Raw genomic sequence first — 13237 nt, 5'->3', positions numbered from 1 at the left:
AACAGCGTAATGAAAGTACTTTAGGGGAAATCGGTTCTACTTATCAATAGCGTCACAATCTCGTGAGCGCGGTTGAAGTTTTAAAGGATAGTTATGAAATCTATTTTGTTTGCGTTGCTCCTCAGCGCTTCGTTTATTTCCCCGAGTGTATTAGCGGATGAAACCATTTTAGCTGGTGGTTGTTTTTGGTGCATGGAGTCTGATTTTGAAAAGCTAGAAGGTGTCACTGATGTGGTATCGGGTTTTACTGGCGGAACGGTACGTAACCCCACCTATAACGGCAATCATAAAGGGCATTATGAAGCAGTGAAGATTACCTACGACCCTGATGTGGTGAGTTATCAGCAAATTCTGGATCATTATTGGGTTAACATTGATCCCTTCGATGCGCGCGGTCAGTTCTGTGATAAAGGCCATAGCTATTTAAGCGCCATTTTCGTAGCGAATGAGCAAGAACGCTCGATTGCTGAGAAAACCAAGAAAGCAGTCGAAGCCCAATTTCCTGAGCAAACAGTGGTCACGCCTATCTTAGACGCGAAACGTTTTTATCCTATTAAGGGGAATGAAATCGCTCATCAAGACTTTTACAAGAAAAGCCCTGTGCGCTACAAGCTTTATCGCTGGAATTGCGGCCGAGACCAACGTTTAGAAGAAATTTGGGGTGATAAAGCGAGCCATTAAGCGTCCGCGTTATAGTTATCAGCGAAAAAAGGCGTAAACCGAGTCTCTCGGGTTACGCCTTTCCAATGTGCTTTCGTTTACGACAACTTATTTTTAAAGTCTTCGTACTCAAACTTACGCACCAGTTCAAATTCACCGTTGTTACGCAATATCCCTATGGACGGATGCTCAACCCCGTTGAAAAAGGTGGTTTTTACCATGGTGTAGTGGATCATATCTTCAAAGATAATCCTCTCGCCAATTTGCAATTCATGGTCAAAGCTATATAAATCAATTGCGTCACCGGTTAAACACGAGTTTCCGCCAAAACGATAGGTAAACGCTTTTTCGTAAGCTTTACCTGCACCGCGTACCTCAGGGCGGTAAGGCATTTCGAGCACATCAGGCATATGTGCCGTGGCTGACATGTCTACGATCGCAATTTTATCGCGATTTTCAACGATATCGATAACCTCACATATTAAGGGGCCCGTTTGCCAAGCGACCGCTGAGCCTGGCTCAAGAATAACGTTCAAATGTGGATGACGCGCTTTAAACGCTTTTAATGTCGCTATAAGATGTTCAACATCGTAGCCGTCTTTGGTCATCAGATGACCACCGCCAAAGTTAATCCATTTGATTTGCCCGAAGTATTGACCGAATTTTTCTTCTACGGCCAGTATGGTGCGTTCGGTGGCAAAAGAGTCACATTCGCATAGGTTGTGAATATGAAACCCCTCAAGACCACTTAAGTCTGCATCCTTTAGGTCTTTGGCTAATATGCCAAAACGAGACCCAGGGGCACTGGGATCATACAATTCTGTTTCGGCTTCTCTGTGCTGTGCATTTAAACGTATACCTGGGGACACGTTAGACGCCAAAATTTGTGATTTATAGCGGTTCCACTGCCCAAAGCTGTTAAACGAGATATGGTCAACGAGATCCACGAGTTGGTCGATATCAGCCGGCTTATACGCAGGGGAAAAAGCATGCACTTGTTTGCCAATTTCTTCTTTGCCTAAGCGTGCTTCCCAAACGGCACTGGCGGTTGAGCCTTGCAGGTACTGTTTCACTAAATCAAAAGTGGACCACATTGAAAAGCCTTTTAGTGCCAAAATTATTTCAACACCACTTTCTTGCTGCACGCGCTGCATCAATTGTAAGTTAGCCTCGAGTTTGGCTTCTTCACACACATAACAAGGTGAAGGAATGGCAGGGTTTAACATAGGATCTGTCACGGGATACTCCGCTGAATAAGTAAAGGGCCAAATAAATGGCCCTTAAATTGTCTAGATTTACGGTTTAGCTTTATTTGCTAAAGGGACTCTCGTCACACTCAATGACGTGCCAAGGTAAACCGTGCTGATTTAGCATGTCCATGAATGGGTCAGGGTCAAACTGCTCCATATTCCACACACCTGGCTTTTTCCACGTACCGTTTAGCATCAATGATGCGCCGATCATGGCAGGTACACCTGTGGTATATGACACGGCCTGGGCACCTACTTCGGCGAAGCATGCTGCGTGGTCACAGTTGTTGTAAATAAAGATGGTTTTTTCTTTGCCATCTTTGATACCCGTAATATAAGTACCGATACATGTCATGCCGGTATAACCATCAGCAAGTGAGCCGGGGTTCGGTAGCACGGCTTTTAAGAACTCTAAAGGCACAATTTTTTGGCCTTGAAAGTCAATTGGCTCAATGCTGGTCATGCCGATGCCTTCAAGCACTTTGAGGTGTGTCAGGTATGCGTCACCAAACGTCATCCAGAAACGCGCACGTTTCAAGGTTGGGAAGTGTTTAACAATCGACTCAAGCTCTTCGTGGAACATCAAATAAGACGCGCGCACACCAATGTTTTGATAATCTAGATCTTCACGCACGCTTAACGGATCGGTTTCTTTCCATTCGCCATCTTCAAAGAAGCGACCGCGCTGAGTGATTTCACGAATATTGATTTCAGGATTGAAGTTGGTGGCAAACGCTTGACCGTGATCGCCGCCGTTACAATCGACTATATCTAGGTAGTGAATTTCATCGAAATAATGCTTAGCTGCGTATGCTGTATAAACGTTGGTAACGCCCGGATCGAAACCGCTACCGAGTAACGCGGTTAAACCTGCTTTTTCGAACTTATCTTGGTATGCCCACTGCCAAGAATATTCAAATTTAGCCACATCTTTTGGCTCATAGTTTGCTGTATCTAGGTAATGTACACCTGTTTCTAAACACGCATCCATAATGGCTAAATCTTGATAAGGCAAAGCAAGGTTTATGACCAGATCGGGTTTAACCTGATTGATCACTTTGACCACTTCACTGGCGTGGTCAGCATCAACGGCAAACACGCCTTTAACACGGTCAATGCCAACTTCTTGCTGCAAGGCTTCGCATTTAGAAACCGTGCGGCTAGCAAGATAAATTTCATCAAATAGCTCAGGTAAACGAGCACATTTTTTTATGGTAACAGCAGCCACGCCACCAGCGCCGATAATCAAAACACGAGACATAGAAAGACCCTTATCAGTAATAAGATGCATTAAAACGCGAATGCTAACACCTAATCATGGGATGTAAACAAAGCGCCGTTAAAAAATTAGCTTGTTTTTATTTGAGCGCAGCAATTTTCTACGCTAGGGTGTAAATGAGAATTAATCGCGTTTGCAGATTGCGCTGATTGATTTGTTTCATTGGATTGAATAATGCTCTGGGAATATGATTTTCCCATCAGCTTTATTTATTTGTTTAACTTTTTTTGGAAGTAACCCGCTATGAAAACTATTACTTTTGCTATTACCCATTTCAGTGTCGCATTTAGCGTAGCGTATATATTAACAGGCAGTTTTGTCGTCGGTGGTATTATCGCGCTAGTCGAACCTGCGGTAAACACAGTGGCATACATGATCCACGAGCGTATATGGGAGAATAAAAGGTTACGCAATAAAGGCGCAACTGATCAGTCGTCTGCTTCTTTGAGGGTTTCGCATTTTGGGCACAGTCACCAATTAGGATAATCACATGTGTTGGTGATAGTCACTGATTTCACTCGCGGGATCAAAAAAGCGCCTTACCCGGACAAGAATAAGGCGCTTTTGTTTGAAGAGCTTTGAATCGCTCGGTACTGCTTTTTTTATTATAGTTATTAATGTTCCCTGCATTAGGCGATCTGGACACCTAATACACTTAAACTCTTTGCAACTCATAGGCCAACTTTTAAAAGTCTTATATTTCAAATGGTTAACCTTTTTGTGAGCAAGGGAAACACTAAATTCCAAATGAAGTAGTGATATACTTTAGTGCAAGAAGCACCAAATTAGTGAGTAGTTTCAATCGTTTACAATATTTTAACAGGGAGAAGGTAGGCTGTTTCTTTGTGCAGGTTCAAGTGCATTAAGCGCGGCATCCATTTGGGCGATACGAGACGCTAAACTCCCACTAACCTTGATAAACGGAATGTCGTGGGCGACTAAGTACTGCTGAATAAACTGCTGAAATTCGCTTCTGTTAGCATCCCCTGAACGCTCCCACGTATCATCGTAGGGGATATCATTATCGCAAAGCACCACCAGATCGTAACGTTGCCAGCTATCTTCGGCCAATCTTGTTAATTCAGGTAAAGGAGTTGTGTGGTAGTGACAGGCAAAATGCCAGGTGGTGAAGGCGTTGGTATCACAAAATAAATAGCTTTTGGCGTTGACACTTGCTTGGTCTTCCCACTGATTCTGCACTTGGGCGATGTGCAGCAGTTGTTCAGGACTGAGACGGCGGTCAACTTGGTGTTCAATCCAATAGTCACGCCCATATTCAGGCACAGAAACAGAGTGGAATCGCTCAGCTAGCGCTTCACTCAAGGTAGACTTGCCAGTGGACGGCGCGCCTAAAAAAACAATTTTTTTGATCATGGAGATGTTGTGCTCGTCATATCACTTTGCTGTTTCTCGGCGGAACCTAAATTAACCAAGTGCATTTTTTAAATGTGAGGGTTGATTTTTACTATTATGGCGACGGAATTCTTTTACCCAAGCATATTGTCCAATACTCGCCATTATCAAGAAACAAAAATACAAAGCGGATGTGGGGTATAAGCCTTTTTGCCAGTAAACGGCGATGGCGACAATATCGACGATAATCCACACCGACCAATTGAAAAGTTTGCGGTGACTCAATAACCACTGTGCAATTAAACTGGCACAGGTGGTAAAGGCGTCAACATAAGGGAAACTTGCATCCGTGTAATTAGCCATTACATAGCCAAGTATCCCCGAACTGAAAATAGCTAGGCCGGCAAGGCTTACATATTCAAGCATACTGCCGCGTACAGGGGATATTTGTCCCTGTTGGTTTTGATTGCGGCTCCACATATGCCACCCGTAAAGTTGAAATCCAATATAAATAATATGTAAGCCCATATCGGAATACAGTCTTACATCGAAAAATATCCAACTGTAAATACTGACTTGTATAAAACCAAAAACAAAACTCCAACGGCTGCGTCGTATTAACAAAAATACGCTCAGAAAGCCGGCTAGGGTAGCAATCCATTCTACTATGGAAGCCCCAGCAAAACCGTGCAACCATTCTAACCAGCTCATGGGGTAAACACTTGAATTAAGCGCGTAAACGAATTGCCTTTACCTGCGTTGCCACCAATGACATACAGGCTATTGCCTATCGCATTGACACTGGTATACAGAGCACTTTGATAATCAAAGGATGTTGCTTGCCATTTAGTCGCACTATTGTGTAGAACATAGCTATTACTGTGTTGATCTTCATCTGCAAACACCCAGAGTGCATTGTTTAACCATGCAACACTGTGGGCGCTGACCGGGTGGGGGAGTGAAGCCATGGTGTACCACTGATTGTTCGACACGTCATAACGCTCTACAGTGGCAACATTTTCGCTGTTTTGTTCACCGCCTATAGCGTAAATTGTATTGTCGTGGGCAACGACTTCAGTGGATTTGGCGCTTGGTAGACTGGCCATTTTCTGCCATTTTTGTTGCTTGATGTCAAAACGCCACAATGCATCGCTGGGAATAAGTTGATAGCCATTAGCTGCGTGATAAGAAGCGCCGCCAAGCACATATATATAGCCATTAAGATATACCGCTTTATTGTCTTTTAGTGGCTCAGGAATATTGCCAATGACACGGGTTTCGTGCGTGCGTGTATCGAATACTTCAATGCGTTGTTCCACGCTTACATCTTCTGGTTGAGGACCAATACCACCAAGTAAATAAATAGAGTGTTGTTGATCAAAAACCGCGGAAAAGTAACCTCTTGGTAGTACTTTGTTGGCCAGTACGCTGCTTTGCCCAGTTTGCGGATCAATGATTTCTACGTCCGATAAATATCCTTGTTTACCGTAGCCTGCAAAGACATAAAGCAGTTTGCCATCAGTGGCTGATGCATGAGCGAACCGTGCCGTTTGCAAGTGCAGTGGTTGCTCTTTTGGTTCGCTTTTATCCAATGAAACGCGCGTATTTTTACCATTTAATCGCAAAGCGCTTTCGTTTTTTGTGGTTTGTTGTTGCTTTACCTTAGGGCTCGCAACGTTACCTGCGGAGGTGTCTACCTCGACTTGAGTGCTAGTATCTAACTGAGCAGGCGGGCGAGACACACAGGCGCTAATAAAAACAGGCAAACTTAATAACAAGATAAATCGAATGTTAAACAACATATTGGCCAATGAGCATAAAAAGACTGATGATGGGCGGGAATATACCACCAGAATTATAAAATGTATCCATTGCGTGAAATACGACGCTCTAGGCTTGGGTTAATCGCGGGCCCCTTGCAGACCTCCTGTGTGTAGCAGCAAGATCCGACTACCGGCGGCAAATGTATTTTGCTCAATTAACGCTTTTGCGGCCCAAAAGAGCTTGCCGCTGTATACAGGCTCGATAGGGATACCTAGGGTGTGGTTAACATGTTGGCAAAACGCGTTTAACTCTGGGGTGGATTTAGCATATCCATTGAAATGAAAGCCATGTTCGATGTGCCAATTCGCTTGTTGAGCGGGGGCCAGTGCTTGTTTAAGCAATAAGTTACTAACCAATGCTTCAAGATAATCTTGGCCCTTTAAAACGCCAATGCCAATGATGCTTGGTTGTTTGTCACTTACCTGAGCCGAAGCACCTGTTATCAGACCCGCTAATGTGCCGCCGCTGCCCACAGGCGCTAAAATATAATCGTAGGGTTGCTTTAGTTCACGGAGAATTTCAGATACACCGGTTAACGCATGCTCTGATGACCCCCCTTCAGGGATGAACATTGCATTTGGATACTGCTGAGATAATGCGGTTAAGTAGGCGTCATCGTCACGTAGCTGATAGGTTTTTCGATCAACAAAGTGTATGTCTGCTTGCCATGCTTTTAGATCACGCAACATGGGGGTGAAATCATTGTGATAGTGACCACGTACTATCGCTGTCAGTTTTAATTTTAAAGCTGAACACACATAGCCAAGTGCATGAAGGTGATTTGAATGACCGCCACCAAAACTCACAATATGCTGTATATCGTTTGCTAAAGCATAACGGATCGATTGACGTAGTTTGCGCCACTTATTGCCGGAAATGACCTCATGTATAAGGTCGTCACGTTTAACCCAAATTTGTAGATGTTCAGCGTTTTTCCAGTCAGGTGTCATTCGTTGTTCTGGCGAGGGAAGCGATATTTGTAGTGGGTCTAATGTGTATGGCACGCGAGGGTAAATTCATTATTATAAAAAGTGTTAGTGTAAACCTATTCGTCCTCAGTGAATACAATCGAACGGTTGCGACCTTGAGCCTTAGCTTGATACAAGGCCTGGTCGGCTTGGTCAATTAAAGTACTCGATTTTTGCTTGGGTTTCGGCATCGTTGTCGCAATGCCTATGCTGACGGTAACGGGTATTCCCCTTCCTTCATGCACAAATTTGTGATCCTTGATTACCTGTTCGATTTTTTGTGCCATGCTGCGCGCTTGTTCTGTGTTGCAACCGCTTAATAGTACTACAAACTCTTCACCGCCGTAGCGGGCTGCTACATCTATGGCGCGATTAACCGCTTTATTTATCGCATAAGCTAGGTTGACTAAACAAGCGTCACCCGCCAGATGACCATAAGTGTCGTTAATGGATTTAAAGTGATCAACATCAATCAACAATATCGCTATCTCAAGTTCATGGCGCATGGCGTATTGCCATTGGTCTTCAAAATGTTGGTTAAAGTAGCCTCGGTTATAAATACTCGTTAAGGCGTCAGTCTGGTTGAGCGTTTCTAGCTCTTTTCGCTGGGCCTCCAACTCAATTTCAATATCAAATGAACGTTTATATTCTTTGTTCGCGCGTATGCCAATCCCACTTATGTACACAGTAAACACCAGCATCATCACCGCGAGAGGGAGATACCCTTCGCTGAGAAACCCTGTGATCATGGCGGGCAACATCAATATTGTTAAATTGAGAATGCCAAATCGAATTCTGGGACTTAGAGCCAATAAAGCGCTACTGGCAATACCGGCAAGGGCAAGCATAGAAACGTGAATGATGGGAAAGAAGCGCTCGTCAAAAATCGCAAGGGTAAATACGGTTCCTAAAATAGCAGCTTGAGAAAGCGATAAGGCTGCGAATGTAATGAACCATGCTCGAGGGGAAAGAGCATAAAGTCGTTTTGAATTGACGTAATGAATCAGGCGCAAGACACTAAAGAAAAACATCGCACCGGCGAATAAATACGTTAAATGAGGCTGGATTTCATGAAACCCTATCGGCCAAAAAATGACAGGTAATAAAAAAGCATACACAAAGATGCCAGCCAGCGATCGCCTGAGCAAATCCATATCGATACGTTGTTGGATATTTGAATGTTTAATGCTTATCTACTCCTTTACCGCAAGAACAGAGCGGCTAATGCTGGGTCAGCATAAAGCCGATTAATCCAAGAGCAAAGCCAAATATACCGCCCATGGGTGGAAACCAATGTTTGTCCAGCTTCGCCTGAGGGGCAATATCTTGAAAAATTGAATATAAAATTCCACCTGATGCAAACAGCATAATCGCTGAAACAATATCCGGGTAATTGGCCAGCCAAAAATATCCACTCAGTCCTGCTGCGGGCCCAAATAGCGCCAGCGCACTAAAAATAATCAGCAGGCGGTTAGCGCTAAACTTATTACCTGAGCGCATCTCACGGTATGCATTAAAGCCTTCTGGCAAATTTTGTAAGCCTATGAGTACGGCCAGCAACACTGCATTACTCTTTCCTGTGGCAAAAGCAGCGCCTAACGCAACAGATTCAGGAATAAAGTCAGCCAGCATGGCTGCCAATTGGCTGCCGGGGGTATTAATTTTAACCAATAAAATATCAATCCCCATAAAACACACACTGCCGCTGATAAAAAATAACAGGCTAGTGAACAATGATAAATTCGCTATGCCCTCGGGGACCAAGACTAAGGCAACAGCTGAAAGTAACGCGCCACCGCCAAAGGCGATGATTAAATGACGCAACTCTTCTTCAAACCACTGAGATTGAAAATGCTCTATGCGGGCAATGAGCGCACCTGCGGGCATAGCTAAGCCTGCAAGTAAGGTAAAAGTCATCACCAACCATACGCTGTCCATAAACCACCATTTTGCGTAAATAAACCTTTCGTTCTTGCTTAAGAGTATGCTTTATCTCATAAAAATCAATAGATTAAAGCTAGCGTTAAAACTGAACAAAAGTGATTAATATGTATAACCTAACCTTGTTTTCGATGAACAGCAGCGTAGGCGGCTCGATGGCGTATCACTAGGGAAAGAGTTGGAATACATGCTAGAGTCGCTAATATCAAATCCCAAAGAGGAATCATGCCGTTATGAGCATAATACTGATATGTTTACTGATAGCCGTGTTACTGCCGATTATTGCCAAGGTACCCCTGAGTATGGCAATGAATAAGGAGCAAGGGGGTTATGATAATCGCTACCCAAGAGAGCAGCAAAAGCAATTAAGTGGTTTCGGTGCGCGCGCCTCAGCGGCGCATGCAAATTGTTTTGAAGCGCTGATTTTATTTGTTCCTGGGGCGCTCGCAGTGATTGCCACGCAATCAGCGGGGCATTTAGCAGAATATAGCGCCATAGTGTTTATTATTGCTCGGATCGGCTATTTATGTGCTTACTGGTGCAACGTACATCTTTTACGTAGCATTTTGTGGACAATTGGCTATATTGCCTCATTGTTCCTTATTTGGTTAGCCATCCCTTAATAAGTTAGAGAAAACAACGTGGATACAACGAACAACGATGCCGCAGCGAATAGCGATATTGCGGTTACAGAAACATCAGCAGCAACTGATAATAGCGCGGTACTTGAGTCAACCAGCCAAACCTTAATGCAAACAATAGAGCATTATCTAGATGTCGCTCACCAGCATCTTTTTATGCCAGATACTTATTTGCAAATCGGCTTAATTGGCTGCATTTATATACTCGCTTATTGGTTGGGCAGCAAATTGCGTCGCTCATCCAAGTTTGTTACCAACCAACCGCAAGCTAAAGACCACCCATTAAGGCGTATCACATATCGCATTGATAAAATGCTATTTCCCCTTATTGCTATCGTCTTACTCAAAGTGGTCAGTGAGTTCAGCGCCAGTCTCATGGGTGCCAATTGGATTTTAGATCTTGCCTTAACCATAGCCGTTTTGTTGTTTGTTAATTCCGTGATTAATGCGTGCGTGTCTCATCCTGTGCTGGCAAATTTACTAAAATGGATGATGTTACCTCTATTGTTCCTGCATATGGTCGATTGGCTTGAAGGCATAATTGAAGTGCTCCAAGGGCTCAGCCTAAATATTGGAAATATTGAGATTTCAGCTTACGGGCTCGCTCGAGTATTGATCTTTGGTACCCTTTTATTTTGGGTCGGCCGCGCCTCAAATAATGTCGGGCAAGACATTATACGCAAGCAAGAGTCACTAGATATTCGCACCCGAGAGGTCTTCGCTAAACTGTTCGAAGTGGCCTTAGTGTGTGTTATCGCTTTGTTATTACTCAATGTGATGGGGATTAACCTGACAGCGCTAGCGGTATTTGGTGGCGCAGTGGGCGTGGGGTTAGGCTTTGGCTTACAGTCAATCGCATCAAACTTTATTTCGGGCATCATTATATTACTCGATCGTTCTTTAACGATTGGCGATTACATTGAAATGGAAGAAGGGCAAAAAGGTTTCGTTAGGCATTTTAAAATGCGTTACACCACCCTTGAGACCTATGATGGCAAAGACATCATGGTGCCCAATGAAAAGTTCATATCAAGCACCTTTGTAAATTGGTCGCACAAGAACCCCAAACAGCGTTATCGGGTTGATTTTTCAGTGGCTTATGAAACCGATATCCGCGCTATGGTCGAGATTATTAAAGCCGTAGTGGCTGAGCATCCCCAAGTGCTCAGCGGCGAAGAATATCCCATAGAAGAACGCCCTGATTGTGAAATAGATAGCTTTGGTGATTCAGGCGTTAATGTATTCGTGGAGTTCTGGATGGAAGGTATAGATGACGGCAAAAACCGTGTTGGTGGTGATTTAATGCTAACCATCTTTGAAACCCTGCGTGAACACAATATTACTATTCCGTTTCCGCAACGTGAAGTACGTGTTCTTAACCCCAGTTACACTGTGACCAATACCACTGAAAATAAAAATTAAGTGCTATCTTAGCTTGGGTGCACCTTACCGCCAAATAACTGGGCGGTAAGGCTGACTTAATTTACAAAGCGTTTTGTTTGATCGTAGGGAATAAAATCAGGTACATCACCTTTTAGAGATTGTGCTTGCATGTTCTGCCAATATTCAGCGGTCATGATCTCACCGTGCAGGGCTTTTAACTCTTGCTTTAGGTGCTTTTTACCCACAATAAAATGTTCAAACTGTTCTGGAAATACATCTGTTGGGCCTACGGAAAGCGTATCAATGGCGTACGGGTCATCCGATTTAGGTAGGGCTCTGAATTCGCGCTCAGTTAAATAACAAATTTCATCATAATCATAAAAAATGACACGACCACCACGGGTGATCCCAAAGTTTTTATGTAACATGTCACCGGCAAAAATATGTGCTGCAGCGATTTGCTTAATGCATAAACCAAGGTCGTTTAAAGCGTTGGTGATTAACTTCGGATCTTTTTGTTCGGCTAAAAAAATGTTTAATGGCGTCATTTTTCGTTCTATGTACAGATGCTTGATGATCACTTCGTCATCCGTGAGCTCTACACTACTGGTACAGGTTTCAAGCAGCTCATCAATCAAAGCTTGCTCAACTCGATGGCGCGGTAAGCGAAAATTAACGTACTCATGGGTATCTGCCATGCGACCCACGCGGTCTGTCATTTTGACTAACTTATAGCAGTCTTTAACGTGCTGACGAGTGATCTTTTTACTTTCTGGAAATTCATCTTTGATGATCTTGAAGACCACACCGTAAGAGGGTAAGTGGAATACCGCCATTACCAGCCCGCGTATCCCGGGCGCAATGGCAAACTGGTCGCTCGAATCTTCCATGTGGGCTAAAAAATTTCTATAGAACACGGTTTTACCATGCTTGTATAAGCCCAGCGCAATATACAACTCGAATTTCTTTTTATGAGGTAATAGCTCATGGAGAAAGGCAACTACTTCAGCTGGGTGCTGAGTGTCAGCCATAAAGTAAGAGCGGGCGAAGCTAAATATGACACTGAGATCTTGGCGTTCTGTTAACAGCGCCTCAACGACTATCTGGTTACTTTTATCTGGCGTGTCCTTTGTTGTGACTGAAAGGGGAATAACAAAAGGCAGGGTTTCATCTGGCATACAAATTCGCCCAATTAAGTAGGCGGATTTACTACGATAAAACACCGATTTAAGCATTTCTACTGTGTGTACGCTGGCGAGTTGCGCGGTGTTTAAACGTGCGCGCAATGCAGCGTCTAAATGCTTTAGATCACGCTGAATATCTTGAAATGCAATATCAAAATGATAGCGGTTGAATATGTCTTCTAACATTTTGCGTACCGTACCAGAGGTATCAAAACTATGTAAGACTATGTGGCGTTGCAAACCGGCTAGATAGCAGCGAGTGGGCATGATAAACATCATGTCATCGTTAATTTGTTGATGCTTAAAAATTCGACCTATAACTGAATTGTAAAAGGTTTCTGCTAATTCGTATTGAGGGTGATCGCTGAGTATTTTTTGATAACGTATTTTTAGGTCGAGCCAGAATTGATTGTTCTCTTGGTGAGGAAACACCTGCTGGTAGATTTCCCCCACTGCATCGGCCAACGTGCGCTCGTAAATTGCGATGCGCTCTTTCATCGCTTTTTGGGTTTCTTGCCACTTTGCTTGTTCAAAACGTTGCTGAGCGTCTCGCGTAATACGCGAGTGTCGACGATAACTTTTGTCGAAACCATGCAAAATTAGAAACGCCACTTTATTCAACACGGAAGAATGTGTGTTGTTCACTAAAAACCCACTTATGCTTTTACAATCAATACGCTACCAATAACAAAAAAGACCATGGGTTACTATGGATAATATGTATTAGCGCTTGGCTGGAGGCGTTTTTATTGCA

General features: G+C 43.6%; 13 protein-coding genes. 4 read left to right on the top strand and 9 right to left on the bottom strand.

Annotation, left to right across the window (positions count from 1 at the left end):
• The first annotated feature begins 93 nt into the window (after window positions 1-93).
• Window positions 94-681: a peptide-methionine (S)-S-oxide reductase MsrA gene (gene msrA / locus FX988_RS09400; RefSeq protein WP_160179418.1), complete on the top strand. Its 588-nt coding sequence runs from the start codon at window positions 94-96 to the stop codon at window positions 679-681.
• A gap of 77 nt (window positions 682-758) precedes the next feature.
• Here msrA and nspC read toward each other — a convergent pair whose 3' ends face one another.
• Together nspC and FX988_RS09390 are read right to left on the bottom strand one after the other, a co-directional pair.
• Window positions 759-1898 carry a carboxynorspermidine decarboxylase gene (nspC, locus tag FX988_RS09395; protein ID WP_160179416.1) on the bottom strand — a complete coding sequence of 380 codons (1140 nt, stop codon included), beginning with the start codon at window positions 1896-1898 and terminating at the stop codon, window positions 759-761.
• Between the two features lie 70 nt (window positions 1899-1968).
• Window positions 1969-3171, bottom strand: coding sequence for a saccharopine dehydrogenase family protein (locus FX988_RS09390; protein ID WP_160179414.1), 1203 nt, complete (start codon window positions 3169-3171; stop codon window positions 1969-1971).
• 261 nt (window positions 3172-3432) lie between these two features.
• Between FX988_RS09390 and FX988_RS09385 the strand changes: the two genes are divergently transcribed.
• Window positions 3433-3675 (top strand): DUF2061 domain-containing protein, encoded by a 243-nt coding sequence (locus tag FX988_RS09385; protein WP_160179412.1) that lies wholly within the window; start codon window positions 3433-3435, stop codon window positions 3673-3675.
• Between the two features lie 330 nt (window positions 3676-4005).
• Here the strand turns inward: FX988_RS09385 and FX988_RS09380 are convergent, their stop codons facing one another.
• From FX988_RS09380 to FX988_RS09355, 6 genes are all read right to left on the bottom strand, one after another.
• Window positions 4006-4563 (bottom strand): AAA family ATPase, encoded by a 558-nt coding sequence (locus FX988_RS09380; protein WP_160179410.1) that lies wholly within the window; start codon window positions 4561-4563, stop codon window positions 4006-4008.
• A gap of 51 nt (window positions 4564-4614) precedes the next feature.
• Window positions 4615-5253, bottom strand: coding sequence for a nicotinamide riboside transporter PnuC (pnuC, locus tag FX988_RS09375; protein ID WP_160179408.1), 639 nt, complete (start codon window positions 5251-5253; stop codon window positions 4615-4617).
• Window positions 5250-6344, bottom strand: a complete 1095-nt coding sequence (locus FX988_RS09370; RefSeq protein WP_160179406.1) for a Kelch repeat-containing protein — start codon at window positions 6342-6344, stop codon at window positions 5250-5252. The genes pnuC and FX988_RS09370 overlap by 4 nt, the downstream gene beginning before the upstream one ends.
• A gap of 99 nt (window positions 6345-6443) precedes the next feature.
• Window positions 6444-7370: a 1-aminocyclopropane-1-carboxylate deaminase/D-cysteine desulfhydrase gene (locus FX988_RS09365; protein ID WP_160179404.1), complete on the bottom strand. Its 927-nt coding sequence runs from the start codon at window positions 7368-7370 to the stop codon at window positions 6444-6446.
• A 41-nt stretch (window positions 7371-7411) separates the two neighbouring features.
• Entirely contained in the window at window positions 7412-8488 is a 1077-nt protein-coding gene (locus FX988_RS09360; protein WP_160179402.1) for a GGDEF domain-containing protein, read from the bottom strand.
• Between the two features lie 67 nt (window positions 8489-8555).
• A complete protein-coding gene (locus FX988_RS09355) occupies window positions 8556-9272 on the bottom strand; it encodes a ZIP family metal transporter (RefSeq protein WP_160179400.1) in 717 nt (238 codons plus the stop codon).
• Between the two features lie 236 nt (window positions 9273-9508).
• Here FX988_RS09355 and FX988_RS09350 point away from each other — a divergent pair, with 236 nt between their 5' ends.
• Window positions 9509-9898 carry an MAPEG family protein gene (locus tag FX988_RS09350; protein WP_160179398.1) on the top strand — a complete coding sequence of 130 codons (390 nt, stop codon included), beginning with the start codon at window positions 9509-9511 and terminating at the stop codon, window positions 9896-9898.
• A gap of 18 nt (window positions 9899-9916) precedes the next feature.
• Complete coding sequence (locus FX988_RS09345; protein WP_160179396.1) at window positions 9917-11338, top strand: mechanosensitive ion channel family protein; 1422 nt, start codon at window positions 9917-9919, stop codon at window positions 11336-11338.
• Between the two features lie 56 nt (window positions 11339-11394).
• Here FX988_RS09345 and aceK read toward each other — a convergent pair whose 3' ends face one another.
• A complete protein-coding gene (gene aceK, locus FX988_RS09340) occupies window positions 11395-13128 on the bottom strand; it encodes a bifunctional isocitrate dehydrogenase kinase/phosphatase (RefSeq protein ID WP_160179394.1) in 1734 nt (577 codons plus the stop codon).
• Between the last annotated feature and the right edge of the window lie 109 nt (window positions 13129-13237).

Source organism: Paraglaciecola mesophila (assembly GCF_009906955.1).
Taxonomy (GTDB): domain Bacteria; phylum Pseudomonadota; class Gammaproteobacteria; order Enterobacterales; family Alteromonadaceae; genus Paraglaciecola; species Paraglaciecola mesophila_A.
Note: the sequence above shows the minus strand (reverse complement) of the source record. Positions and strands in the feature narration are given on the sequence as shown.

Coding starts and splice junctions, on each gene's coding strand:
- FX988_RS09355 (WP_160179400.1), bottom strand. CDS start 9,272: ATGGACAGCGTATGGTTGGTGATGACTTTTACCTTACTTGCAGGCTTA.
- FX988_RS09350 (WP_160179398.1), top strand. CDS start 9,509: ATGAGCATAATACTGATATGTTTACTGATAGCCGTGTTACTGCCGATT.
- FX988_RS09380 (WP_160179410.1), bottom strand. CDS start 4,563: ATGATCAAAAAAATTGTTTTTTTAGGCGCGCCGTCCACTGGCAAGTCT.
- FX988_RS09370 (WP_160179406.1), bottom strand. CDS start 6,344: ATGTTGTTTAACATTCGATTTATCTTGTTATTAAGTTTGCCTGTTTTT.
- FX988_RS09360 (WP_160179402.1), bottom strand. CDS start 8,488: ATGGATTTGCTCAGGCGATCGCTGGCTGGCATCTTTGTGTATGCTTTT.
- FX988_RS09385 (WP_160179412.1), top strand. CDS start 3,433: ATGAAAACTATTACTTTTGCTATTACCCATTTCAGTGTCGCATTTAGC.
- FX988_RS09390 (WP_160179414.1), bottom strand. CDS start 3,171: ATGTCTCGTGTTTTGATTATCGGCGCTGGTGGCGTGGCTGCTGTTACC.
- pnuC (WP_160179408.1), bottom strand. CDS start 5,253: ATGAGCTGGTTAGAATGGTTGCACGGTTTTGCTGGGGCTTCCATAGTA.
- msrA (WP_160179418.1), top strand. CDS start 94: ATGAAATCTATTTTGTTTGCGTTGCTCCTCAGCGCTTCGTTTATTTCC.